This window comes from Staphylococcus chromogenes (assembly GCF_029024625.1).
GTDB lineage: Bacteria > Bacillota > Bacilli > Staphylococcales > Staphylococcaceae > Staphylococcus > Staphylococcus chromogenes.
Map to the genome: position 1 here is coordinate 440,758 of NZ_CP118953.1, position 25,024 is coordinate 465,781.

At 37.6% G+C, this 25,024-nt stretch carries 22 protein-coding genes; 9 read left to right on the forward strand and 13 right to left on the reverse strand.

The features are described 5' to 3' along the window. Nucleotides 1–73: 73 nt before the first annotated feature. The 5 genes from PYW36_RS01915 to PYW36_RS01935 all read right to left on the reverse strand — a co-directional run bounded on the left by PYW36_RS01915 (nt 74) and on the right by PYW36_RS01935 (nt 5,987). On the reverse strand, nt 74–817 hold the full coding sequence (locus PYW36_RS01915) for a MerR family transcriptional regulator (protein ID WP_037575207.1): 744 nt from the start codon (nt 815–817) through the stop codon (nt 74–76). Nucleotides 818–941: 124 nt separating this feature from the next. Further along, nucleotides 942–1,313, reverse strand: a complete 372-nt coding sequence (locus PYW36_RS01920; RefSeq protein ID WP_037575204.1) for a VOC family protein — start codon at nt 1,311–1,313, stop codon at nt 942–944. Between the two features lie 48 nt (nt 1,314–1,361). Beyond that, nucleotides 1,362–1,790 carry a pyridoxamine 5'-phosphate oxidase family protein gene (locus PYW36_RS01925; RefSeq protein ID WP_037575201.1) on the reverse strand — a complete coding sequence of 143 codons (429 nt, stop codon included), beginning with the start codon at nt 1,788–1,790 and terminating at the stop codon, nt 1,362–1,364. Between the two features lie 439 nt (nt 1,791–2,229). Next, on the reverse strand, nt 2,230–3,621 hold the full coding sequence (locus PYW36_RS01930; RefSeq protein WP_103158677.1) for an alanine/glycine:cation symporter family protein: 1,392 nt from the start codon (nt 3,619–3,621) through the stop codon (nt 2,230–2,232). Between the two features lie 407 nt (nt 3,622–4,028). Next, on the reverse strand, nt 4,029–5,987 hold the full coding sequence (locus PYW36_RS01935) for a fructose-bisphosphatase class III (protein ID WP_037575195.1): 1,959 nt from the start codon (nt 5,985–5,987) through the stop codon (nt 4,029–4,031). Between the two features lie 265 nt (nt 5,988–6,252). Here PYW36_RS01935 and PYW36_RS01940 point away from each other — a divergent pair, with 265 nt between their 5' ends. The 4 genes from PYW36_RS01940 to PYW36_RS01955 all read left to right on the forward strand — a co-directional run bounded on the left by PYW36_RS01940 (nt 6,253) and on the right by PYW36_RS01955 (nt 11,240). After that, on the forward strand, nt 6,253–7,446 hold the full coding sequence (locus PYW36_RS01940; RefSeq protein WP_103158676.1) for an MFS transporter: 1,194 nt from the start codon (nt 6,253–6,255) through the stop codon (nt 7,444–7,446). Nucleotides 7,447–7,666: 220 nt separating this feature from the next. Then, nucleotides 7,667–8,953 carry a pyruvate MFS transporter gene (locus PYW36_RS01945; RefSeq protein ID WP_103158675.1) on the forward strand — a complete coding sequence of 429 codons (1,287 nt, stop codon included), beginning with the start codon at nt 7,667–7,669 and terminating at the stop codon, nt 8,951–8,953. Between the two features lie 469 nt (nt 8,954–9,422). After that, complete coding sequence (srtA, locus tag PYW36_RS01950; protein ID WP_037575184.1) at nt 9,423–10,022, forward strand: class A sortase SrtA; 600 nt, start codon at nt 9,423–9,425, stop codon at nt 10,020–10,022. 78 nt (nt 10,023–10,100) lie between these two features. Then, nucleotides 10,101–11,240, forward strand: coding sequence for a glycerate kinase family protein (locus PYW36_RS01955; RefSeq protein WP_103158674.1), 1,140 nt, complete (start codon nt 10,101–10,103; stop codon nt 11,238–11,240). A 67-nt stretch (nt 11,241–11,307) separates the two neighbouring features. On the opposite strand, the gene scdA is transcribed toward PYW36_RS01955, so the two are convergent. Further along, nucleotides 11,308–11,997 carry an iron-sulfur cluster repair di-iron protein ScdA gene (gene scdA / locus PYW36_RS01960; protein ID WP_037575178.1) on the reverse strand — a complete coding sequence of 230 codons (690 nt, stop codon included), beginning with the start codon at nt 11,995–11,997 and terminating at the stop codon, nt 11,308–11,310. Nucleotides 11,998–12,331: 334 nt separating this feature from the next. Between scdA and PYW36_RS01965 the strand changes: the two genes are divergently transcribed. After that, the gene (locus tag PYW36_RS01965) at nt 12,332–13,423 is read left to right on the forward strand and encodes a Glu/Leu/Phe/Val family dehydrogenase (protein ID WP_103158673.1); all 1,092 of its coding nucleotides are present in this window, start codon (nt 12,332–12,334) and stop codon (nt 13,421–13,423) included. A gap of 220 nt (nt 13,424–13,643) precedes the next feature. After that, entirely contained in the window at nt 13,644–14,717 is a 1,074-nt protein-coding gene (locus tag PYW36_RS01970; protein WP_103158672.1) for a PTS sugar transporter subunit IIC, read from the forward strand. A gap of 376 nt (nt 14,718–15,093) precedes the next feature. Here the strand turns inward: PYW36_RS01970 and pflA are convergent, their stop codons facing one another. Together pflA and pflB are read right to left on the reverse strand one after the other, a co-directional pair. Continuing rightward, complete coding sequence (gene pflA, locus PYW36_RS01975) at nt 15,094–15,858, reverse strand: pyruvate formate-lyase-activating protein (RefSeq protein ID WP_037575170.1); 765 nt, start codon at nt 15,856–15,858, stop codon at nt 15,094–15,096. A 39-nt stretch (nt 15,859–15,897) separates the two neighbouring features. Then, nucleotides 15,898–18,147 (reverse strand): formate C-acetyltransferase, encoded by a 2,250-nt coding sequence (pflB, locus tag PYW36_RS01980; protein ID WP_103158671.1) that lies wholly within the window; start codon nt 18,145–18,147, stop codon nt 15,898–15,900. Between the two features lie 335 nt (nt 18,148–18,482). Here pflB and PYW36_RS01985 point away from each other — a divergent pair, with 335 nt between their 5' ends. After that, nucleotides 18,483–19,148 (forward strand): SDR family oxidoreductase, encoded by a 666-nt coding sequence (locus tag PYW36_RS01985; protein ID WP_037575163.1) that lies wholly within the window; start codon nt 18,483–18,485, stop codon nt 19,146–19,148. A gap of 282 nt (nt 19,149–19,430) precedes the next feature. Then, nucleotides 19,431–20,564, forward strand: coding sequence for a Rho termination factor N-terminal domain-containing protein (locus tag PYW36_RS01990; protein WP_103158670.1), 1,134 nt, complete (start codon nt 19,431–19,433; stop codon nt 20,562–20,564). Nucleotides 20,565–20,627: 63 nt separating this feature from the next. On the opposite strand, the gene PYW36_RS01995 is transcribed toward PYW36_RS01990, so the two are convergent. Genes PYW36_RS01995 through PYW36_RS02005 form a run of 3 tightly spaced genes read right to left on the reverse strand, consistent with a single transcriptional unit; the run spans nt 20,628 to nt 22,855 of the window. After that, a complete protein-coding gene (locus PYW36_RS01995; protein WP_103158669.1) occupies nt 20,628–22,034 on the reverse strand; it encodes a PTS transporter subunit IIC in 1,407 nt (468 codons plus the stop codon). Between the two features lie 25 nt (nt 22,035–22,059). Next, nucleotides 22,060–22,362, reverse strand: coding sequence for a PTS sugar transporter subunit IIB (locus PYW36_RS02000; protein WP_037575156.1), 303 nt, complete (start codon nt 22,360–22,362; stop codon nt 22,060–22,062). A 19-nt stretch (nt 22,363–22,381) separates the two neighbouring features. After that, nucleotides 22,382–22,855 (reverse strand): PTS sugar transporter subunit IIA, encoded by a 474-nt coding sequence (locus PYW36_RS02005; protein ID WP_037575154.1) that lies wholly within the window; start codon nt 22,853–22,855, stop codon nt 22,382–22,384. 218 nt (nt 22,856–23,073) lie between these two features. Between PYW36_RS02005 and PYW36_RS02010 the strand changes: the two genes are divergently transcribed. Then, complete coding sequence (locus PYW36_RS02010; protein ID WP_133170497.1) at nt 23,074–23,361, forward strand: hypothetical protein; 288 nt, start codon at nt 23,074–23,076, stop codon at nt 23,359–23,361. A gap of 57 nt (nt 23,362–23,418) precedes the next feature. Here PYW36_RS02010 and sdaAA read toward each other — a convergent pair whose 3' ends face one another. Together sdaAA and sdaAB are read right to left on the reverse strand one after the other, a co-directional pair. Next, nucleotides 23,419–24,318, reverse strand: coding sequence for an L-serine ammonia-lyase, iron-sulfur-dependent, subunit alpha (sdaAA, locus tag PYW36_RS02015; RefSeq protein ID WP_037575152.1), 900 nt, complete (start codon nt 24,316–24,318; stop codon nt 23,419–23,421). A 15-nt stretch (nt 24,319–24,333) separates the two neighbouring features. Beyond that, nucleotides 24,334–25,011 (reverse strand): L-serine ammonia-lyase, iron-sulfur-dependent subunit beta, encoded by a 678-nt coding sequence (sdaAB, locus tag PYW36_RS02020; protein WP_103158668.1) that lies wholly within the window; start codon nt 25,009–25,011, stop codon nt 24,334–24,336. Nucleotides 25,012–25,024: the final 13 nt, after the last annotated feature.

Consider the following 25,024-nt stretch of genomic DNA (forward strand, 5'->3'; position numbering starts at 1 on the left):
AGAAAGAATGGATTTTGAGCGCTTTTAAAATGATAAAATCTAACAAATTTCATCGAGCTTTAAAGCGAGGAGTTTAGGCATAATGGTAGATGATTTTGGCCAAAAGTTCCGGGGCACCTTCACCTGCCAGATGAGTGTAATATTGCGCAAAGCGTTCATCATGGACATAAAGGTCGGCCATTTGAAGGTGATAATTTTTAGAATAATAAGGGGCCATAGCTTTTAACCAAGATTGATGAACATTAAATATAAAGTGTGCTTTTTCATGTTTAAGTGACACGGGATTTTCTAACAAATCTTTGAGTGCCGTGCAAAGTTGACGTTCAGCTTCTTCAGCGTTTTTAAATGTAGTGTAGTCTAGGTTTAAATAATGTTGGTCGAAAGCTTCAAGTGTCGGTGCGTCATATTTTTCATTTAATTCATTCTCATATTGTGCTTTATTTTTTCTATATTCGGTTTGTTTAAAATGTTCAAAACGTTGTTCCACAGTCATAGTGGTTCCTCCTAATTGTCGTTTGATGTGTTGGATTTTTTTACTTAATTCCTCTTGTTGCTTCAATAACATCTCTAAATGATGGTGTAATGTCTGATTTAAATCACACGTTGGCTCATCCAATATTGCTTTAATTTGTGATAGTGGTACATTCATTTCTTTGTAAATTAAAATTTGTTGAAGCCGGTCTAAATGCGCATTATCATAATAGCGATAATCAGAGTTCGGGTGACGGTGTGCTTTTAATAAACCTATTTGATCGTAGTACCTTAATGTACGGGTCGAAATATTTGTTTTCCTAGCCAATGCTTTAATCTGATACATCCTGTTCACCTCACTTTCTATGATAAATGTACAGGTTGACGTCACGTCAAGGTCAAGCACAAAAAAGAGAGACGCAAAATCTTGAAGATTTACGTCTCTCTTTTAATATACGTTCAAAATAGGATTAGCTTCTAACCGCAAAGTAGTGTCCTTCGTCGTCTGAAAAATTGAAAATAGTGCCTCCTGGCATATCTACTTTATCACCGACTGTGACACCTTTTGCTTTTAATTCGTCGTACAGTTGGTCAATATCTTGCGTGACAAACATCAAGGAAGGAGTTCCGGTATTGACACCCATACCCATCGCTTCTACTTTTGCTTTATCGTGTAAGACGATAGAAGTTTGCGCGTCGGTAGTCGGGCTTAATATGATGACACGCATATCGTTCGCCACATCGTCAGAAATGACTTTGAAGTTTAATTTTTCAGTCCAAAATTGTTTTGCGTTTTCTTGATCATCTACATATAACATGACTTCTTGTAATCGTTCAATCATAGTGAGGCTCCTTTATGTTTTAAAATAAATTATGTGTTGGTCTATATATTAAAGGTTACTGACATCAATTTCAACCGGTGCACCTTGTGTTTTAGAATCATGTAACAGTATCGTTTCAGGAATGATGCGCAAAACAACTAAATCAGGATCCTCTTTGGAATCGAAAAACGTTTTGTCTTGTGATTGCCACAATTCGTCGATGATTTCTTGAGATGTAACCAATTCGATTGTGCCTTCGATTTCAACGTAAGGTAAATTATTTTGTTCTTCATAACCTAATAAAACATGTGTTTTAGGGTTGTTTTTAAGTTCTTCAAATTTGCGAGATTGCTTACTTGTTTTTGTATAAAGTTCTAAACCATCATTATAAAAAATCATATAGCGACTGTTCGGTTGATCTTGGTAAGACGTTGATAAAACACCAATGCGTGATTGTGCAATGACTTCGTTTATTTTTTGAATGGCTTGTTGTTCCATTTCATATCACCTCATTGTCTGTTTACCCTAGCCAAAGATAAAAAAACAATGCAGGGAAGTAGACTATTTTAATTATTTGATTGTTCCATAAAGCCTCGCTTTTCTAGGCGCCTTACCTCTGCATGAAGACGTTACGAATGAAATGAGTTACGTATTCAGTACACCTATGAACATACGTGAATAGCTAATCCATAGTTTAAGATTGAGCTAATCTCAATCTTAAAATGGATTTTCGGTTTCGGCTAGATGCCTCAGAAGTCTCGGCTTAGGAATCAATCAAATTTATTGTATTTGTTCATCAGTGCATATTATAAAACATAACTTATTGATTTTTTACCTAATTAATTATATTAAAAGAGCCATCAAAATTTATCTTTAGATAAATCTTGATGGCCTACTCACTTAAGATGAAATCCATAGTTCTAACTCTTAATCAAAATTATGAATTAAATTGTTTTGTTGATGGTTTGAAGTAATCTTCTGTTTCTTGGCGAATAACTTTATATAAGAATAAAATACCGATTAAGTTTGGAATCATCATGAGTGCGTTCGCTGTATCTGCAAAAGCCCATACTAAACGTAAATCAGCGACAGTACCAATAAAGGTCGCAATGACATAAATCACAGCGTAAATCATCATGAGTTTGACACCAAATAAATATTCAAAACACTTCGCCCCGTAAACAAACCAGGCAATAATTGTTGAGAATCCAAAGAAAATAACCGATAACGAAACCACATATTCACCGACAATCCCTAGTGAAGACGCAAAGGCTTGACTTGTCAGTGCACCGGCTTCAAGGCTTGGATCGTGTTTAACACCGGAGAGAAGACCTCCTGAAGGATCCCAAAAGCCCGTTACAAGTAAAACAAGAGCCGTCATTGTACAAACGATAATCGTAACGATAAAAGTACCAGTCATTGCGACAAGGGCTTGAATCACGGGGTGGCTCGTTTTCGCGTTACCAGATATTAAAGCCACCGTACCAAGACCTGCTTCGTTTGAGAAGATTCCTTTTGAAACGCCGTGTTGTAAAGCTTGCATCACCATAATACCTGAGAATCCGCCAGCAGCAGAAACAGGTGTGAAGGCGTGTTCAAAAATTAAACCAAAGGCAGGTAAAATTTTGTCGTAATTAAGCACGATGATTAAAATAGAAGCACCAATATACAAAATGGCCATCATCGGTACAAAAAATCCTGCGACATCACTGATACGTTTAATCCCACCAAAGATGATGAAAGAAATCAAAATGACTAATACAATCCCAGTGATAACGCCATTAACATTAAAGCTATTCGTCATTACGTCTGCAATTGTGTTAGATTGAACGCTATTACCAATACCTAGAGAAGCAAATGCGCCAAAAATAGCAAACGCAATGGCTAAAAATTTAAATTTTGGACCTAATCCTTTTTCTATGTAATACATGGGACCACTAATATATTCGCCAATTTGGTTTTTATCACGATATTTCATCGCAAGTAAAGCTTCGGCATATTTTGTCGTCATGCCAAGTAAACCGACGACCCACATCCAAAATACAGCACCAGGACCACCCAGCGTAACGGCTGTTGCCACACCTGCAATGTTCCCATTACCAATCATACCAGCGAGGGAAGTCATTAACGCTTTAAAGTTACTGATATCGCCTTCACTTTCATCGGTATCCTTTTTATTTGGGACGAATGCAAGTTTAAACGCATGGCCTAACTTGCTAAATTGTAAACCTTTCAGTACAAATGTTAAAAATAACCCTGTACCCACTAATAAAATTAAACTCGGTGCACCCCATAAAACCGCATTAATTTTATTTAACACTTCTAACACAAAAAACCCCTCCATTTGTCATCGTTAAAGAAAACGCTTTCATTATTATAAGATAGTTGCTCGTTGCTGTAAATTCATATTTGATGATTTTAAGTCAATGCATTTCAAGTGCTACGGACATATAAAAGGGGTGTGATTTCACATGTCGATAGGCTTGAAGGATGCTATTGATTTTCTTACGCTCTTTGACGCAAGAGATATCAATTTTAACTATGAGAAACCTCAAAATTCACATTACTAAATTTTACACTGATATGATAAAAATTGCCAATTATATTTTAAGAAAGAGAAAAATCACACTATAGCTTATAAAAGAGGGGAATCATGGGGATGACAAAGTGTCCTCAAAAATTACAAAGCCATCCCAATTTATCTGAAAATAAATTGGGATGGCTATTCTTATTAGATTATTTTTTCATATATCGATAGGCCATTAATGCTCTTAACATATCGATTTCTTTTTGGAGTTCCAGGCCTTTATTCGTATCGCGAATCAGTTTACGTTCTAATTCTTCATCAACGACACGTCTTATAGAGTGCTCATCTTCTCCCGTTTTTAAAACAGTTTCTTTTGAGTTGAACTCCTGGTGCGCCACAAGTTGCATACCGAATGAATTGTACAGTAACGTATATCCTGCGATACCTGTCGTACTTTGATAGGCTTTAGAAAATCCACCATCAATTACAAGCATTTTGCCATTCGCTTTAATAGGATTTTCACCGTCACGTTCTTTGATAGGGGTATGTCCATTGATAATACGCCCTGTTTCAGGATCCATCTCAAATTCAGCTAACATTTTCTTAACCATTTCTTCATCTTCACGAAGGTGATAGTAAGGGTTTTTGACTTCTTTATGTGTGGCTTTATCACTAATGAAATAACGTTCGAATGTCGTCATGGCACGTTTACCGAAAAGGGAAGAATATTTTCCTGTCCATAAATACCAAATTAAATCTGTCGATAAATCATCTTGCGTATCTAAGTCATTGTAGGCTTTGCGTACATGATATTCAAATTCATCAATCAATGCGCGTCCCGCATAATGTGTTCCTGCAATTTCCATGCCTTCCATGTTGCCATCCTCATCTACTGGAATACAACCATGGATTAATAAATTACCATTGTAACGCAAGTAGAGATTGCCTTTTTTCATTAAGAAATCAATATGACGACGGAGTTTCTCAGATTCTTGGAAAGAGACGATTAATTTGTCCATGACTTCTCTTTCTTCTTCAAGTAAGGCCGTTGGGTTACGGGGATCAATCGTTTTAAAACATGTGTTTTCGAGTTGATATGTTTTACCCCCGATGTCTAAAGTATGGTTTTGGTAGTTCACACGGTCGAGTAGAAGTCGACTCGCCATCTCAAATTCTGGACGACGTTTAATAATGGGTCCTTCAAGTTTGAACTGAATCATCGCGATTGCTTGATGTATTTTAGTGATTTGGAGTTGTTCTAATTCTGATGACGATTTTTCGGGATGCTTTTTAGGACGAAACGCTGGGTTATCGTCATAATATTTTTCAGCTAAGGTGAGCAAAGGACGTAAGTTAATCCCATAAGCATCTTCAATAATGTCTAAATTGTCATAACGTGCACAAATGCGCAATAAGTTCGCAAGACAGACTTGTGAACCTGCATAAGCGCCCATCCATAAAACATCGTGATTCCCCCATTGGATATCGACAGAATGATAGTCAATTAAAGTATCCATAATTTTATCAGGGTCTGGTCCACGGTCGTAAATATCTCCAACGACATGAAGATGATCTACAACAAGGCGCTGAATAGTATTAGATAAACTAATAATTAATTTATCGGCTTGATGCAGTTTAATAATTTGTCTAATGATGTTGTTGTAATAATCGTTTTTGTTATTGTACTTGTTACTTTTATAGAGTAGCTCTTCAATAATAAACACGTATTGTTTAGGTAAAGCTTTACGTAATTTTGAACGTGTATATTTAGAAGATGTATATTTAATCAATTCAACAAGACGATGAATCGTGTCTTCATACCACGAATCACGTTCTGATTTTGTATGGAAATCATTTTTAATTAATTTGATTTTGTCTTCGGGATAATACACCAAGGCTGTGAGTTGATTCATTTCGGCCACAGTTAAACGCTCGTTAAAAATATCATGAATTTTCGCTTGCACATTCCCAGAGCCGTTTCTTAACACGTGTTGAAAGGCATTAAATTCCCCGTGCAAATCACTCACAAAATGTTCCGTTCCTTTTGGTAATTCTAATATAGATTCAAGACTAATAATTTCGGTTGCTACTTTTTCTTCTGAATCAAATTTTTCAGCAAGTAAGTCTAAATATTGCTTTTTTAATTCAGATTCGTTAATCGATTGCATCAATGTGTCACCTCTGCTTCAAGTTATGTCTGTAAATCATACAGTAAAAGATTCCCATCTTTCTATGAATTGAATTGGATGTATGTATAAAAAAATTAAGCGCTTCCAACTCTATTAAATCATATTTGTGTAGGAAATTGAATTCAGATTTCTTACAATTTTGCTTTGCCATAAAAATCTCTTATTTGCAAATTATTTCACTTAGGTTTAGAATAAGACGGCAATAGTTAGTTAGGCTTACTAATTTTAGAAGGGGGGAATATGGATGGCGCATTCTAAAACGCCACTTTTAACAAAAAGTTATGTAGTGAATTTTCTCATAAGTTTATTACTCTATTTAACGATGTATTTGCTTATCGTTGTTATTACCCAATATACCGTCAATCAATATCATGTTTCTGACAGTTTGGCTGGATTAGTCATGGGATTATTTATCGTCGGTTCACTGTTAGGGCGGTTTATGATTGGCCGTTTTATTAATGTTATTGGACCTAAAAAGATTTTAGTCATTGGGTTAATCGCTTTTATATTAACGCAATGTCTTTATTTTTTTGAAGGGTCACTTATTTTCTTAATGGTGACACGCTTATTAAACGGCTTTGCCTTAGCGATCGCAACAACAGCGACAGGAACCATTGTCGCGTTAATCTCACCTGTTGACAGACGCGCTGAAGGTATCAGCTTATTTAGTCTGAGCCTTGTGGTAGGCGCTGCTGTTGGACCTTTTGTCGGTTTATTATTGTCACACATTTATCCGACGGTGGTGTTATTTGTACTTTGCGTCATTATCGCATTTATTGCGTTATTCATGTCTTTTACCTTACATATCGATTTTACGGTGGAACCCTTAAGGGCAGAGGACAAGCAATTTAAACTTTCACAATTTGTTTCTATTCCAGCTTTACCGATCGCGAGTGTCATTCTCGTTTGTGGTTTAGGTTATGCCTCGGTGTTATCTTTTATTCAAATTTATGCGGAAACGCTAAATCTCGTTACAGTGGCAAGCTATTATTTCATCGCTTATGCCATTGCTTCAGTCATTACACGTCCTATCGTAGGGAAAATTATGGATCGTTATAATGAAAACAAAATCGCTTACCCTGCACTCATTTTGTTTTGTCTCAGCTTAATTACTTTAGCAGTGGTGACGACTTCAACAGGATGGCTCTTACTCATTTCTGGCGCACTATTAGGTGTGGGATACGGTTCAATGACTGCTGTTTGTAATGTTGCAGCCATCAAAGTGTCCGACAAAGACAAAATGGGGATTGCAACCTCTACGTTTTATATTGGTCTCGATTTTGGATTAGGATTTGGTCCATTTGCCTTAGGCTTTTTAACGTCGTCTGTAGGTTTCAGTAAAATGTATGCGGTGACTGCGTTTATTTTAGTACTTTGTATCGGGTTATATTGGATGGTTCATGGCCGTCATATTCAAGCACGGGGACAGGAAAAATAAACATCAAATTGATTTGCTATTAAAGTATCCATGAGTTCTATAGACGTGTTAATTCATGATTTTTCAGATGAATGGTTTTTGAATATAATTTTTTAGACTTTTTCAAATTTGTTCATAAAATATTCAAATTTTTTATTGTAACCGCTTTCTTCATGTGGTATATTCAAAAAGCTAACTGAAAAGGTCATCTGATGACCTAATGAAAAAGAGGGGGCAAATCATGAATCAACAACGTGAAAAAAGAACTAAAGTTCGTTGGATGTTTGCAGGAATGTTTTTCTTAATTGGGGTTATTGCTTATATGGACCGTGCGAATATTTCATATATTGCAACGCCGATGATGGAGGATTTGAATTTATCAAAAACACAATTCTCCTTACTTGCAACATTCTTCTCATTGGGATATGCATTAATGCAAGTTCCGTCTGGATTTTTAGCAGAAAAATTTGGACCTAAGAGAATGTTATCCATTGCATTAGTATGGTGGAGTGCATTTACCATTTTAACAGGGGTCATCAAAAATCATGGTGTCCTTTTTGCAGCACGTTTCTTATTTGGTGTTGGGGAAGCACCAATGTATCCATCAAACGCAGTATTTAATACATTTTGGTTTACTAAAACAGAAAAAGGACGTGCCTCAAGTGCATTATTAGCAGGTTCTTATTTTGGTCCTGTACTTGCGCCATTTATTACTGTAGCGATCTATAATACATTTGGTTGGCAAGCTGTATTTTTCATCTTTGGGGCTGTCGGATTTGTAATTGCGATTCTTTGGGCAATTATAGCGAAAGATTTACCAGAACATCACAAAATGGTTAATGAAGCTGAAAAACTTTATATCATGGAAAACCGTGATGTGGTGGAAACTGAAAAGTCAGTGGCACCATGGGGACGTTTCTTCGCAAGATTTAGTTTCTATGCGATTGCAGCACAATATTTTGTCGTTCAGTTTGTGATCACTTTATTCTTAATTTGGTATCCAACATACCTAATTGAAACGTACAAGATTGATACAATGACGATGAGTAAACTCGCTGGTATTCCTTGGTTACTCATGTTTATTTTAATCATGGTTGGTGGCGCAATTTCAGATAAAATTTTAAGCACAGGCAAATCAAGATTTATTGCTCGTGCGACGATTGCCATTTTAGGCTTTGTCGTCTTCGGTATTTCTTTAGTCTTTGCAGTGTATGCCGAGTCATTAGCGATGAACATTTTCTGGATGTCACTTTGTTTAGCAGGTGTAGGTCTTTCTATGGTTATGAGCTGGGCTTCAGCGACAGACATCGGGCGTAACTTCTCAGGATCTGTTTCAGGTTGGATGAACCTTTGGGGGAATGTCGGTGCAATGGTAAGTCCACTTGTAGCTGCAGTCTTAGCTGAACGTATTGGATGGACATCAACGTTATTATCTATGCTTGTATTAGTCGTTTTAGCCATTGTGTTATGGTTCTTCGTTAGACCAGACCATCCTTTAGTAAAAGACGAATCTGAAAAAGCAGTATAATGAATTAAGTGAAAATATAATAGATGCACAAATATAGGGGACATCGCTTTCCCTATAGAGAGAAAGCCATCAAAATTTATCTGAACATAAATTTTGATGGCTATTTTATTTTTTTAAGGTGTTCGAACACTACGCACAGAATTCCGAAAGGGTTTTAATGTAAAAAAGACATCTCTTTATAATAGAATAATATTGGTCAGCCAACCTATATTAAATCCACGAGGAGATGCCATAATGGCTAAAGACATGGATAGAGTAGTACATATAAAATAAAATTGTAAGTCTCTCTTATTTAACTTAGGAGCGTTAGGTAATTTAGGTGGAAATTAAAAAAATTCCGACATCATTTAAGTGCGCTATATTAGAGAAAAGAGGATAAAAATGTTGATGTCGCAAATCTTTATTTGATTTGTTTTCTCATTTAATATGGTAAAATATAAGCAATACTTTTTAGAAAGGCGTTCGATGTATGAAACGATTATCACGAATTTTAATGCCATTATTAGGTGTCATTTTAATACTTGGTGGATTATACTTAGTTTTTCGTCCTCAAGTGGATGCATTTTTTACAAAACAAGAAAATAACAATAAAATTGAAGAATACCAAGCTTCTCAGAATAAAAGTTCATTTCAAAACACAAACATCTCTAAGGATAAGTCTAAAGTGGTAGGGGTGTTAAGCGTACCTTCAGTCGATATTAAAGAGCCTGTCTATCCAGGACCTGCCACACCTGAACAATTGGACCGAGGCGTGAGTTTTGCTGAGGAAAATGAATCTTTGAAAGATCAAAACATTTCGCTTGCAGGCCATACAGATTACTCCATGAACTATCAATTTACGAAGTTACATGGGGCAAAAAAAGGGGATGAAGTCACGCTCAAAGTCGGCAAAGAGACACGTAAATATAAAATCACCTCTATTAAAGATGTCGATCCTTATGCCGTTCAAGTGTTGGATGAGATGAATAAAGATAAACAACAACTCACATTAATTACGTGTGATGATTATGATGAAAAAACAGGAAAATGGTTAACACGTAGTATTTACGTCGCAGAGGAAGTAGCTTAATCAAAGAGACGAACCGACTCTAAATCGAGTCAGGTTCGTTTTTTTCTGTGCTATAGTAGAGAAAAGGAGAGGATCTTCATGAAACGACTACTGATAGCACCGGATTCATTTAAAGAAAGTATGACTGCACTTGAAGCGGCGTATGCGATAGAAAGTGGATTTCACCAGGTCTTTGGGAATGAAATCGAATGCATCAAAATCCCAATGGCGGATGGTGGCGAAGGGACGACACAATCTTTACATGATGCGTTACAGGGCCGATGGCGAATGGTCATAGTCACAGATCCTTTAGGACGTCCTATTCAAGCCGCATACAGTATTGCGAACAAGGGGAAGACGGCTGTCATTGAGATGGCCTCAGCTTCAGGACTAGGACTTATCGCTAGAGATGAACGCAATCCTTTAAAGACCACCACTTTTGGAACAGGCGAACTTGTGATTGATGCTTTGAATCAAGGGGTCTCTCATATTATTTTAGGGATTGGTGGGAGCGCAACGAATGATGGGGGTGCTGGGTTCATTCAAGCGTTAGGTGGACGTTTATTAGATAAACACGGTCAAGATTTACCATTCGGGGGAGCTGCGCTTGCGCAATTAGCAACGATTGATTTAACGCATTTCGACCCACGGTTAAAAGAAATCACCTTTGAAGTTGCTTGTGACGTTGATAATCCTTTATTAGGTGAAAGTGGGGCGACGATGATTTATGGGCCTCAAAAAGGCGCGTTAGCCGAGGAGATTCAAAGCCTTGAATCCGCACTGGTTCATTACAATGAAGTGATTCAACGTGATTTGCATCAATATATTGCGCATGAACCGGGAGCAGGTGCTGCCGGAGGATTAGGGGCTGCACTTCTAGCAACAATAAATGTTCAGTTACGTCCAGGCATCGATATTGTCTTGGAAATGACACGATTTAAACATCACGTTTTAAACTGTGATTTAGTCATTACAGGTGAAGGGAAAATAGACGCGCAAACGATCTATGGAAAAACGCCTATAGGCATCGCAAAAGTGGCACAATCTTATCACAAACCGGTGATTGCGGTTGCCGGCATGTTAGGTGAGGGGTATGAGGCAGTTTATGATTACGGGATTGAGGCGGTCTTTTCACTTGTTCCTGGACCAATTTCACTCGAAACCGCATTAAATGAAGGCCCACAACATTTAGAACGCTTGGCGTACAATATCGCAAAAGTGTATAAAATGCAATTTTAAAAAGCACCATCAAAATTTATCTGAGCGTAAATTTTGATGGTGCTTTAACTGAAGGTAGTGTTATGTCTTAACCTATATTTGAATGATTTTCAACTTTAGGGAATAACACATGATTTTCTAAGTGGACGTGTTGATGTGTTTCTTTTTCTAATGAAGCTAGGCGATTATAAACTAAACGCCAAGTTCCACATGCTTCCATTGGAGGTTGATAGTCGTTGGTTAAACGACGCATGTGCTCTAGTTTTTCTCCAGCGCCATCATGGTCATCCACGAGTGATTGAATAGCTGCTTCTAAGTCTTCAACTTGTTCCCCTTGATGTGCTTGAATTAATTTTGGAAAAGCACGTTGATCCTCCTCATCGGTATGTGTGAGCATCGCAGACTTAAATGAATCATAGATTTCTTTTAGTTCAACAAGATAAGGATGATTGGGCCCATGAACCCGTGCGAGTTTTGTCACATACGGTGTGAGCTGTACAAATTCTTCCTTTAATGTTTCGTGATAACGCGCTTGGATGTATTGGATAAGCGAAGGCACATCCAAATAACTTGGGTTAATCCCTTCGCCTTGAAGTTGGCTGGCTTCTTCTAATGCTTCGAGTAACTCTGGTAAAGTGATTCGTTTGGCTTGATTTGCAGCCGTTTCGATAGAGACATTGCCCCCGCAACAAAAATCAATGCCGTACTTGCGGAAAACATCAGCAGTCTTAGGATATTTCGTTACGACATCGGCTACGTGTGATTGTGCATCGATCATATTATCGCTTCCTTTACTAATATAAGTTACGCTTAGTTTAAAATGTTTGTGAGAAATTGAACATTAGGGAAAGGGCTATATCTCTCCAGGGAAATGGCCTATTTTTAACGTGTGTTTAAGCACAGTGAAATTGAATCAATATTCTGCCATTAAAACATAACAATGAATTTAATCTTAGGGTATGATAAGATAAAAAATAGAGATTGTAAACGCTTGCATACTATCGTTTTGAATCTTAATAAGGGGCTGTACGATGAGCATTCTTTGTACATAATTAAGATTGGAACGGGCGGAAACACATCTCAAGCTTGTAACATACAGAGGAGGAATGGAAATGATTTTTGAACAAATGGCACACGCAGACTATGAGCAATTAGTGTTTTGTCATGATAAAGCGACGGGACTTAAAGCAATCATTTGTATTCATGACACGACACTCGGACCTGCATTAGGAGGTTGCCGTTTTTGGAATTACGCATCAGAAGAGGAAGCGATTACCGATGTGATGCGCTTGGCTAAAGGAATGACTTACAAAAATGCGGCAGCAGGTTTGAATTTAGGCGGTGCCAAAACAGTGGTGATTGGTGATCCTAAAAAAGACAAATCTGAAGCCTTTTTTAGAGCGCTTGGCCGCTATATTAATAACTTAGATGGACGATATATTACGGCGGAAGATGTCGGGACAACGGTTGAAGATATGGATATGATTTATTTAGAAACACCACACGTTTGTGGTGTGAGTGAATCGTATGGTTCAAGTGGTAACCCAAGTCCAATGACCGCTTTAGGTGTTTTTTATGCGATGAAACGTACCGCCAAAGAAGCTTTTGGCAATGACAGTTTAAAAGGTAAAACTGTTGCGGTACAAGGTGTCGGCAATGTCGCTTATCATATGTGTCGCTTTTTACATGAAGAGGGAGCCTCTCTTATTGTGGCTGATATTAATGAAGAAGCAGTGCAACGCGCAGTTAATGATTTTGGGGCAAAAGCCGTTCATGTTGATGAAATACATCGCGTTGAAGCGGATATATTTGCACCTTGTGCCTTAGGTGGTATTTTAAATAATCAAACGATACCTGAGTTAAAGGTGAAAGTGGTTTGCGGCAGTGCCAATAATCAACTCTTAGATGAGGAAACACATGGTCAAATGTTGAAAGAACGCGGTATTATTTATGCCCCAGATTTTGTCGTCAATAGTGGTGGCGTTATCAATGTGGCTGACGAACTCAATGGTTATAACCGTGAACGTGCAACGAAAAAAGTTCAGGGCATTTATGATCAAATGGATAAAATCTTCAATATTGCGAAAGAACAAAATATTTTACCATTACAAGCAGCGGAACATTTGGCTGAGGATCGTATCGAATCAATGATGCGTGTTCATAGTAAATTTTCAGCGAAACCGAACAATCAAATTCAACGTTAATTTCACTGTTAACCATATGTCAAAGTGTGTCTGTAGAGGCACACTTTTTATTTTCAAACATAAATGTGATAAAATTCACAAAATAACTATTGAATTTTCATGGTAATTACTTTAACCTACTTGTAATACATCGTATACATTCACGATAGTATGGAACTGAGACAAAATTTGACACGATTGTCTCGTTAGACGAATACATAAAATATGAGGGGGAATGTAGATGGAAGCAACAAAGAAGAAAATGACATTTAAGACCTTTAGCTTTAATGTGTTAAATGGTCTTGCGGTAGCGATTGTAGCGGGATTAATTCCGAATGCCGTGCTCGGTGGTTTGTTTAAATATTTAGGACAATATGCCGATATTTTCAACACGTTATTTAATGTGGTCATGGGCATTCAACTTATGCTCCCGATGATGGTCGGTGTGCTCATTGCGATTCAGTTTAACTTATCAGCACTTGCGACGGTCATTGTCGGCGCGGCCTCTTATGTCGGTTCTGGGGCGGCTAAAGCGACAGAAACAGGATGGCAAATTGTAGGGATTGGTGATTTGATTAATACCATGATCACTGCAGCCATTGCGGTACTTTTAGTCTTATGGTTAGAAGATAAATTAGGAAGTTTGAAAATTATTTTACTCCCAATTATTGTGGGGGGGATTCCTGGATTAATAGGAATTTTTACACTTCCCTATGTGAGTAAGATTACGCTTGCCATTGGTGAATTGATTAATACCTTTACGACGTTACAACCGGTGTTGATGTGTATTTTGATTGCTGTTTTATTTTCGTTTATTATTGTTTCACCTGTCTCAACGGTTGCGGTCGGTTTGGCCATTGGTATTTCCGGGTTAGCTGCGGGTGCCGCTGCAGTAGGTGTTGCGACAACCGGAGTCGTACTCTTCCTATGCACAATGAAAGTGAATAAAATTGGTGTCCCTATTGCGATTTTATTAGGGGCGATGAAGATGATGATGACTAATGTGATTCGCTATCCAATCATGCTGCTCCCTATTGGTTTGTCAGCGGCGTGTGCTGGTGCTGCCGCAGGAATGATTGGAATTATCGGTACGAAAGAAGCAGCAGGATTTGGACTTGTTGGATTAGTCGGACCGATTAAAGCGATAGAAATGTTAGATGGACCTGTAGGCTTGAATATATTTTTAGTCGCACTCGTCTTTGTTATTATTCCAGGCGTCGTTGGGTTTATCCTTAACTTTGTCTTTACGAAAGTATTAAAACTCTATTCTAATGATATTTATCGCTTCCTAGCCGCAGAAGAGACTAAATCATAATTAACGCAATACGCCTCCATTGAATTGAAAGCACTCAATGGACCATCGTCGGAGGCTAAAACCTCCACCTATAATGAGAACGCCATCAAAATTTACACGTAGATAAATTTTGATGGCCATTTTTTTATTCAATTAAAGGAACGATGGGAGAATTTTTAATGTACATTGAAACTGTAGACTGAGGGCTTCCTTAGCCACAGATGCAGGTCATCGATGCCTGTCACCACACGCTCATGGTCCATTACAAAAAGCCCGGAACCATTGTGCTATGCTTCCGGGCCATCATTAAAGGAGTGATGTTAGTATTTACATGATTTTGTGTACATCAACAAGTGGGTAGGGTATAGGCTTGTTGATGAATTGAAAAACAACGCATCTATTGGACTAGTGATGTTTGTGTTGTTTTTCCTTTGAACTGAATAAGATCATAGGCTTTTTGAACATCTTCATCTGAAGGGGGCTCAACAGATGAGAGTTGATATGGAACACCAAGCGCTTGCCATTTATGCACGCCGAGTTCATGGTAAGGAAGTATTTCAAACTTTTCGACGTTATCTAGTGAATTGATAAACTCACCTAGTTTGCGCAAGTCTTCGGGGGCGTCTGTCAGACCTGGGACAAGCACATGGCGGATCCAAATGGGTTGATTGTGTTCATTCAAATATTGAATGAATTTTAAAATGGCTTTGTTAGACTTTCCAGTTAAATGCCGGTGTTTTTCATCATCGATATGTTTAATATCGACCATGAATAAATCAGTATGTTGACGTAACGCATCAAAATGATTTTTAAAAGCTTCTGTATCATTGGCACAGCCTAAGGAAGTGTCGACACATGTGTGGATTCCGTGTTCATGACACAATTTGAATAGCTCTGTAATAAACGGCATTTGGAGTAGGGGTTCTCCACCGCTCACCGTTACGCCACCACCGGAACTTTGAAAGTAGGGAAGATAAGGCGTGATCTCATGGATAAGTTCATTTGCTGATGCTTTTCTTGAGGGTGTGTTTATTTTCCACGTGTCAGGATTATGACAATATAAGCAGCGCAGCAAACACCCTTGTAAAAATAGGATGTAGCGTAGGCCTGGACCATCAACTGTTCCTAGACTTTCTACTGAATGAATATGACCTTGAATCATGATTATCTCCCCGTTTTCTCAATCTTTTTCCTGTTTTTGTTACATTGACTCGTGGAATGTTCTTGAAATGACATCTAGTTGTTGTTCACGTGTCAATTTAATAAAGTTTACTGCATAACCTGATACACGTACGGTTAATTGAGGGTATTCTTCTGGGTGTTCCATGGCATCAAGTAATGTTTCTCGGTTAAATACGTTAATGTTTAAATGGTGACCATGTTGCATTGCATAACCATCCAAAATGCTGACTAAGTTTTGTTGTTGCGTATCGTCTTCTTTACCTAATGATTTTGGAACGATACTGAATGTGTTAGAAATACCGTCTTTACAGCAGTCGTATGGTAATTTCGCAACAGAGGATAATGAAGCAAGCGCACCGTGTTCATCACGACCGTGCATTGGGTTTGCACCTGGAGCAAAAGGTTCTCCCGCTTTACGTCCATCTGGTGTGTTACCTGTTTTCTTACCGTAAACAACGTTAGAAGTAATTGTGAGTACACTCATTGTATGTTCTGAATCACGATAAGTTTTATGTTTGCGAAGTTTACGCATAAAGCTTTCTACAAGTTGTACCGCGATGTCATCGACGCGAGGATCATTATTACCATATTTAGGGTAATCGCCTGTCGTTTCAAAGTCGACCACTAAGCCATTTTCATCACGGATTGTTTTTACCTGTCCGTATTTAATTGCTGATAAAGAGTCCGCTGCAACTGAAAGCCCTGCGATACCTGTGGCCATCGTACGGTGAACATCTGTATCGTGAAGTGCCATTTCGATACGTTCGTAGCTATATTTATCATGCATGTAGTGAATGACATTGAGTGAGTTAATGTAAACACCCGCTAACCATTCCATCATTTCATCGAAACGTGCGTAGACATCGTCATAATCTAAAATTTCATCTTCAATCGCTTTGAAGTTCGGTGCGACTTGTAGGCCTGATTTTTCATCTTTACCTCCGTTAATCGCATAGAGTAAAGTTTTAGCAAGGTTGGCACGTGCACCAAAGAATTGCATTTGTTTACCGATGCGCATTGCAGATACACAACATGCAATACCGTAGTCATCGCCATAGCTTTCACGCATTAAATCATCGTTTTCATATTGGATAGAGCTTGTTTTAATACTCATTTTCGTACAATATTTTTTGAAGTTTTCAGGTAAGCGTGTAGACCAAAGAACTGTTAAGTTTGGTTCAGGTGCTGGACCTAAATTATCTAGTGAATGTAAGAAACGGAATGAGTTTTTAGTAACCATCGCACGTCCGTCAATGCCAACACCACCGATAGATTCAGTGACCCAAGTTGGATCTCCTGAGAATAATTCGTTGTAGTCTGGTGTACGTGCAAATTTAACGAGACGTAATTTCATAATAAAGTGGTCAATGATTTCTTGAACTTCAGATTCAGTGATTGTGCCATTATCTAAATCACGTTGTGCATAGATATCTAAGAAAGTAGATGTACGTCCTAAACTCATCGCTGCACCGTTTTGTTCTTTAATCGCAGCAAGGTATGCAAGGTAGAGCCATTGTACAGCCTCTTTAAAGTTTTCAGCTGGACGGCTTAAGTCAAATCCATAAATTTCACCTAATTGTTTTAACTCTTTTAATGAACGGTATTGTTCAGAGAGTTCTTCGCGTAAACGAATAATATCTTCAGACATCGTTGTTGATAAGCTTTCAAAGTCTTTTTGTTTTTCTGCCATTAAGAAATCAACACCGTATAGTGCAACACGACGATAGTCACCAATAATACGACCACGGCCATATGCATCTGGTAAACCCGTAATGATACCGGCTTTACGGCAAGCTAACATTTCCTTAGAGTAGGCATCAAAAACACCTTGGTTGTGTGTTTTACGGTATTCTGTAAAGATATGTTCTGTTTCTTTATCTAATTCATAGCCATATGCTTCACAAGCAGCTTTAGCCATACGAATACCGCCAAATGGTTGCATTGAACGTTTGAATGGTTTATCCGTTTGTACCCCTACAATTTGTTCAAGCGTTTCATTTAAATAACCTGCATCATGAGAAGTAATTGTAGAAGGCACTTTGGTATCCATATCCCACATACCACCACGTTCACGTTCTTCTTTTGAAAGTGCCATCACTTGGTCCCAAAGTTGTTTTGTCGCTTCAGTAGGTCCTTCTAAAAATGAGTCATCTCCTGTATAACCAGTAAAATTCAATTGGATGAAATCACGGACATCTACACGGTGAGACCAAAGCCCCGTTTTGAACCCTTTCCAAGCGTTTGTTTGTGTTTTAGCTTCATGTATCATGATCAAACCTCCATTGTTCATCATTTCACAATCAGTATACCAACTCTTGTGAAATTTATCACTTGAAAATTGAAAGCGTTTGCTTATTGTCATTTTTTGTATATATTTTGTATGAAAAACCGACACATTTTATTTGAAACAATCAAATTGTCTACGTAGCGTGAACATTTCTTTTTCAAAAAATGTAGAATAAAATAAGATAACTAAAGACATGCTATAAACACTTCCTTCTTTAAAGATGAGATGATATAAGTAAAACGTTGTATAAGCACATGATGTGAGTTTTTATGAAATGTGTTATACGATGGCATTATCAAATGAATGGAGGGTTTCATATGGTCAAAACAATGGTGCTCGGTGCAAATGGTGGCGTTGGACGTTATCTCGTTCAACTTTTAAAAGAAAACAACCAATCATTTACAGCTGGTGTACGTAAACAAGAGCAAAAAGAAGCGTTAGAAGCACAAGATATTCAGGCAGCATTGATTGATGTTGAACATGACAGTATTGAAACGTTACAATCGCAATTTGAAGGGTATGATCAAGTTGTATTCTCAGTCGGTTCAGGTGGAAAAACCGGTGCAGACCAAACACTCGCAGTAGATTTAGATGGTGCGGTCAAAGCCATTAAAGCGAGTGAGGCAGCGAACGTGCCTCATTTTGTTATGGTCTCTACATGGGATTCAAGACGTGAAGCGATTGAAGAAGGCGGAGATTTGAAACCATATACCATTGCCAAACATTACGCAGATGATTATTTAAGACACAGTCAATTAACAGCAACTATTGTCCATCCAGGTGGTTTAACAGACGAAGAAGGTACGGGTAAGGTGCGTATTGAAGCACTATTTGATCAACCTAAAGAACGCAAAATTGCACGTCAAGATGTTGCGCGCGTATTGTATGAAATTGTGACACAACCTGAAAATCAAGGCAAAGAGTTCCAAGTTCTAAATGGAAATCAAGATATTCAAAAAGCATTACTCGCCTATCAATCGTAAGGATGTCTTTTTGAGAAGAAAATATATATATAAATTTATGCACAGATTGCATGATGTTTTAAGCGTTTAAAGCATTCATGTTGATTTGTGCTTTTTTTGTTTTTACTTTCCTCGTGAACAACAAATTTGAGAAATTTAAATAAAGTTTCTTTATTACATTAAATGATATTAAAATGTTTAATGACAGTTCTGTATTAAAAAAAGATTTAAGCATATGTTCATTTGCATTTTATGGTACGGATAGTACAATGAAAGTAACTATTAATCGAATAGGTGATCAAAATGTCTATAAAGGATGAAGAATTGCAAACACTTTTTCAAGATAAAGAAGTCATGAAAAAGCTGAATTTGGAGAGAATGTTTATGGATTTGTTACATGGTGCGCCCAATACCATAATTAATTTACTAGGCAATCCAACGGTTAAAGAATTAAAACAATTATGTAAAGAAAATGGTGTGAAAGGCTACTCCACATTGAGGAAAGAAGAAATTGCTCATTGGTTTATTACCTCCCTCGTCACAGAAGACTATTTTAATGAAGCGGTTGCACAAATGGATGAAAATCAAAAGCGCTTATTGATTCAAGTGTATGCCTTCAATGATTTAGATACCCCGATTGAAAGTAATGTGTCATTTCCAGAGTCGTACTTAATCTTTGAGACAGAAGAAGATGACAGAGGAAAGCATTTATTATGGATTCCTGACGAAATTCTTGAGCAAGTTGGAAAGTGGATTAAAAAGCACGAAACACTCAAACGCTATCAACAAGAACAAGATTTAATTGAAGCAGCAACAAACTTATATGGATTATATTCCTTTGCGCAACTTCAAAAAGTTTTGAATCGCTATTTAGAGCACGACTACTCATTATTAGAAACGCGAAGTATCCTCATGCGTTTAAATCGCTTGATGCCCGAGATATGTAACTTTAATGTAGGTGAAGGTTTGATTTCGAGTGTCGGATTAGAGCTAGAGCCTGATGAATTGCATCATTTCTTAAGAGATGCACATTATTATGAGCCTGAGACGCTTGAAGAGATGCTTTTTTATAAAACACATGTTTTTGGCATTGATGAAGACACGTACTTTAACTTCTTATCGTGGTTAGGTAAAAACATGCGTGAAAATAACGACTACAATGTGACGCCTGATGAATTAGCGGTAGAAATTTTAACAATGATGAAGCATGCCATTGAATACGAGATGGTGGCAGATGTGATGTACTCTTTAGTACAAGATGGTATTTTACGTAAGCGCGTAGAACAGACAGCCATCAATAAAGTAAAACCTGTTTATATGAAAATGCGTAACTGGATCTATCATGGGCACACTTTTGAAGAATATATGGAAATTATGAATCAAGAAGAGCGCCATCAAAATGGGAAAGTGATTGATTTTAAAGCGTATAAGAAATAAAAAGAGAGCTACGAAAATGATTTTGCATTTTCGTAGCTCTTTTTTGTGGTGTCCTTTTTGAAATTATTGGTTACTTTCAGAGGCATAAACTTTGTTGCGCTTTTTCATTTCATACGCGTACCATAAGAAGAGAAGTAAGTACGCAATAAGTGCTAATAGTGCATAAATGATAAATTGAACTTGCCCTTCTGACGCATGACCAACAAGAAAACCTAAGAATTTTTCAATAGGTCCTTCCATAGTCGTATGAGAAATGAGTGTCGATTCAGAGAGGCCTGAAGGGAAGGCGCCCACTTTTTTAGCGGTTTGTGTCACAAAATCTGCAATCAGTGTCCCCGACCATAAGAAAATCGGCAGTTGGATTGCACCAATAACAATCATTCGAATGAGTTTTCCACGTGTCACTACGAGTAGTGCAGGGGTTAAACCCATTGCGATGATTCCGCCTAGAGGTAATAATAAATTCCCTGGTAAAATCATCGCTTCTAATAACATAATCGGCGCAAGAACGTTAGCGGCTGCCCATATTTCCGCACGCCCTGCGATAAACGGCCAGTCTAAGCCGATATTGAGTGTTCGCCCTTTAAGTTTTTGGCTCGTGAAATCTGCAATCCCTTGAGATAGAGGTTCTACAGAAGCAATAAACCAAGAACCAATGATTGAGAACAACTCTAAACACACGGCAGCTGTAAAGGCGAGTGCTAAAATTTCTGTAGGAGATTGTCCGGCAAGTAAACCTACGAAAACGCCTAAATACATCCCAATCGCAAACTTTGAACCCCAAAAACCGATCTTGCTATTTAATTTTGCGGCATCGAAATCATATTTATCCAACCAAGGGAAAAGTAAATCAAATAGTTTGTCGAAAACCATAATAATCGGATTAAGCATAAAATTCATATGTGTTGTTGTCATTGGGTTCGTTGCAGGTGCATTGAGTAAATCATTGAATGTGGGTTTCATTAAGTCTGAGTTGATGATTTTGAGTACACCAATAAATACAACAAGCAATGTGGCTATGAATAAATTAGCACCGCAATAAATGGAAAATAATCCTACAATTGATAGATGCCAAATATTAAAGATATCGACATCGAGTGTATTGGTTTTCTTGAGTAATAATAAACCAATATTTAAAAATACAGTAATTAATAGGAAATACAAAGTATAGGGCGAACCCCAAGTGATGGTTGCGAGCGGTGCCCAACCCACGTCAGTGATCGTTAATGCAAGTCCTGTGCGTTCAACGAAAGACTTTAATGCGTCTGCAAATGCGGTAGTTAATATTCCAATGATGGCCCCGATCCCTGTTAATGCAATGGCTAATTTTAAACCGCCTTCTAAAGCTTTTGAAAATTTAACTTTAAATAATAAGGCGATAATCGTTAAGATAATGGCCATTAAAGGCGCGGCTCCTAACTGGATTAATGGTTCAAAAAGGGTATTTGAAAAATCAATGATTTGTTTCATTTGGCTTCCCCCTCACGATGATGACTTAACGTTGCATACTTTTAATGATGTTTTCAATTTCATGATAAACAGGTTCTGCCATTGCTGGAATGCGATATAAAATGGCCCCGGCGTCTACAACAGGTATGTCGATGTCAAATCCTAAATCTGTATTGGCAATTTGCGCAAAAATATCGTATTTAGAAATTAAATCTTTAGTCACGTCTTTAATCATGACTGCGTCACAACTGACTTGATAACCTCTCGCTGTAAGTTCACTTTCTAAGGCAGATTTAATTTGATGGCTTGAATTCACACCTGCACCACAGGCTGCTAAAATTTTAATCATGGTCTTCACTACTTTCTTTTTAATTTGTTAGTATTTCAAAAATTTCTTGTGAATCTTCTGAGCTGAATAATTTTTGTAATTGTGCGTGATCTGTTTGATTCAAATAATCCATTATTTCTGCGAGTATATTCGCTTGAGCCTCTGTATCGTGATTCAAAATAAGAAATAAAAAAGAGACCTCTAAAGCTTTGTCTGGAGAAATCATATTCTGAAATGCTATCGATTGTTTAAGTTGAATAGGAACGATACGCGTTTCGTTCACAAACTGACTTTCAGTGTGTGGGATAGCAATATCAGGTAAATCGTGATGAATGGGTGATAAATCGAGTCCTGTCGGATAGTTTGCTTCTCTTTCGAGTAAATGCTTCAAAAAGTCTGTTTTCACTAGAGACAGGTGAGACAACTTTTCAGATATCAACTCAAAAACTTGCGACTGTGTTGTTGCATCTACAACAAATACGGTATCTGAATGAATGTACTGTTGAATAGACATCGATGGACCTCCTTTGTATCAAATTGTAAATGTTTGATATTGTTTAATAATGTTTACTTAATGATAAAGCGCTTTCATTTATTTGTCAATATAAGAGGAAAATGTTCACAAATTAAACAATTTAAGGATGGGTGTTGAAATGTGTGTGGTTTTTAAAAATATAAAAATACAAAATTATCTGAAAAAGGGTATCTTTTCAACATCTTTCGTGGTATAACATGTATAAGACAAAAAAAGGGGAACAAAGGGGTGAGATGATGCTTAAAAACTTCTTATTTTTATTTATTGCATTGGTCGTATCAACAAGTATTGCGGAGAACTATTTGATTGCAGGGACTTGGCAATATTTGTTTATGCAATCAATTTCATTGAGTATCATCATCTTTTTTATTTATCATTTTATAAGATTTAAGGTGAAAGATCGCCAAACTGAAGAACAACAGGAACACACACCGACCTTTCATCAAGAGACCTATCAGCATCACTTGTTAAAAAAAGATAAATAATAAAAAAACGGGGTTAAAGGCATCATCAGATGCCCTTAACCCCGTTTTGTTTACTGTTTATGAAAAGACTTGTTCTTGATTTGAACTGCCGAAGATTTTTTCTTTAATCGCTTGACCTGTTGGTGTTCCTGCTAAACCACCGATACCTGTTTCGCGTAAAGAAGCAGGTAAGTTACGGCCAACTTTATCCATTGCCATAATGACTTCATCAACTGGGATACGGCTTTCAACGCCTGCTAATGCAAGGTCAGCTGAAATTAAACCATTACCAGAACCGATAGCATTACGCATCACACATGGAATTTCCACAAGACCAGCAACAGGGTCACATACAAGACCTAATAAGTTACTTAAACTGATAGCAATAGCATGGCCTGCTTGTGAAGGTGTCCCTCCAAATGTTTCAACTGCAGCCGCAGCCGCAATAGCTGATGCTGTACCGACTTCAGCTTGACAACCTCCCGTTGCACCGGCAACAGAGGCATTATTGGCAATGATTAAGCCACACATTGAAGCCGAGAATAAAAATTTAATCATTTGTTCATTATCAAGGTGATGTGTTTTTTCTAATTTAAAGAGCACGCCCGGGATCGTTCCCGAGGAACCAGCTGTTGGTGTGGCACAAATGATACCCATAGCAGCGTTAACTTCATTTGTAGCAATCGCACCTTGAACGGCTGTAATCATATCATGACCAGAAAGGGCTTGGTGTGTTTCATTATATTTAGCGACTTTAATCGCATCTTGTCCTGTATAGCCAGTCACACTTTTTACGCCTTCGCCTGTTGAGCCTTTTTCCACAGCATTGCGCATTGTATCTAAATTTTGTTGCATCATTTCAAAAACTTCTTCACGTGAAAGCCCACGTGTCATCATTTCGTGTTCAATCATAATTTCTGAGAAGGATTTGGAATGTGTTTCAGCGTATTCGATTAATTCTTTCATTGAATCAAACATATCGATTCCTCCAGACTATTGTATATATGAGAATTTTAAGTTCGTATATTTTTGACGTATTTCATCTAATAATTCCGGTTTAATAGCTTTATTTAAATGTAGCGCCAGTAAACAACGATCTTGGCTCATTGTTTTAATTTCTTCGTTAATATCTACACTTTTTTCAACGAGATCATTAATTAAATGGTTGATTTGAGACATATCACATTCACCGTCAATAACTAATAAATTTGGTGTATGTGACAGTAAGATACACATGTTATTGACATGAATACTTTTGACTTTAAAAGCACCGCCACCAATGGAAATTCCATTCAGTTCAACGTGACGATCCCCTTTATCAATAATAATTAAAGCGCAGTTCGGATGTTCGCCAAGGCTCGCACCTTTTTCTTCAATAAATTCCAAAGGGATCCCTTGTTCACGTGCGATAGTTGTAGATGTTTTGATACGTGAATCAAATGTACTAAAGCCAAGTAAGCCACCGATAATTGCTAAATCTGTGCCATGTCCTTTATGTGTTTCAGCAAATGATTCATAATAATGTACTTCAATACGTTCAGGTGTATCTCCTAATACAGCTCGCGCTGCTTGTCCGATTTTAACTGCACCTGCAGTATGTGAACTAGAAGGGCCCATCATAACTGGACCAATCACGTCAAATGCACTTTGATAATCTTTCGTACGTGCCATATATATTCGCTCC

Bases quoted from the DNA above. Each gene is read 5' to 3' on its own strand.
- PYW36_RS01915 (WP_037575207.1), bottom strand. From the start codon at position 817: ATGTATCAGATTAAAGCATTGGCTAGGAAAACAAATATTTCGACCCGT.
- PYW36_RS01920 (WP_037575204.1), bottom strand. From the start codon at position 1,313: ATGATTGAACGATTACAAGAAGTCATGTTATATGTAGATGATCAAGAA.
- PYW36_RS01925 (WP_037575201.1), bottom strand. From the start codon at position 1,790: ATGGAACAACAAGCCATTCAAAAAATAAACGAAGTCATTGCACAATCA.
- PYW36_RS01935 (WP_037575195.1), bottom strand. From the start codon at position 5,987: ATGCAATCGATTAACGAATCTGAATTAAAAAAGCAATATTTAGACTTA.
- PYW36_RS01940 (WP_103158676.1), top strand. From the start codon at position 6,253: ATGGCGCATTCTAAAACGCCACTTTTAACAAAAAGTTATGTAGTGAAT.
- PYW36_RS01945 (WP_103158675.1), top strand. From the start codon at position 7,667: ATGAATCAACAACGTGAAAAAAGAACTAAAGTTCGTTGGATGTTTGCA.
- srtA (WP_037575184.1), top strand. From the start codon at position 9,423: ATGAAACGATTATCACGAATTTTAATGCCATTATTAGGTGTCATTTTA.
- PYW36_RS01955 (WP_103158674.1), top strand. From the start codon at position 10,101: ATGAAACGACTACTGATAGCACCGGATTCATTTAAAGAAAGTATGACT.
- scdA (WP_037575178.1), bottom strand. From the start codon at position 11,997: ATGATCGATGCACAATCACACGTAGCCGATGTCGTAACGAAATATCCT.
- PYW36_RS01965 (WP_103158673.1), top strand. From the start codon at position 12,332: ATGATTTTTGAACAAATGGCACACGCAGACTATGAGCAATTAGTGTTT.
- PYW36_RS01970 (WP_103158672.1), top strand. From the start codon at position 13,644: ATGGAAGCAACAAAGAAGAAAATGACATTTAAGACCTTTAGCTTTAAT.
- pflA (WP_037575170.1), bottom strand. From the start codon at position 15,858: ATGATTCAAGGTCATATTCATTCAGTAGAAAGTCTAGGAACAGTTGAT.
- pflB (WP_103158671.1), bottom strand. From the start codon at position 18,147: ATGATACATGAAGCTAAAACACAAACAAACGCTTGGAAAGGGTTCAAA.
- PYW36_RS01985 (WP_037575163.1), top strand. From the start codon at position 18,483: ATGGTCAAAACAATGGTGCTCGGTGCAAATGGTGGCGTTGGACGTTAT.
- PYW36_RS01990 (WP_103158670.1), top strand. From the start codon at position 19,431: ATGTCTATAAAGGATGAAGAATTGCAAACACTTTTTCAAGATAAAGAA.
- PYW36_RS01995 (WP_103158669.1), bottom strand. From the start codon at position 22,034: ATGAAACAAATCATTGATTTTTCAAATACCCTTTTTGAACCATTAATC.
- PYW36_RS02000 (WP_037575156.1), bottom strand. From the start codon at position 22,362: ATGATTAAAATTTTAGCAGCCTGTGGTGCAGGTGTGAATTCAAGCCAT.
- PYW36_RS02005 (WP_037575154.1), bottom strand. From the start codon at position 22,855: ATGTCTATTCAACAGTACATTCATTCAGATACCGTATTTGTTGTAGAT.
- PYW36_RS02010 (WP_133170497.1), top strand. From the start codon at position 23,074: ATGTATAAGACAAAAAAAGGGGAACAAAGGGGTGAGATGATGCTTAAA.
- sdaAA (WP_037575152.1), bottom strand. From the start codon at position 24,318: ATGTTTGATTCAATGAAAGAATTAATCGAATACGCTGAAACACATTCC.
- sdaAB (WP_103158668.1), bottom strand. From the start codon at position 25,011: ATGGCACGTACGAAAGATTATCAAAGTGCATTTGACGTGATTGGTCCA.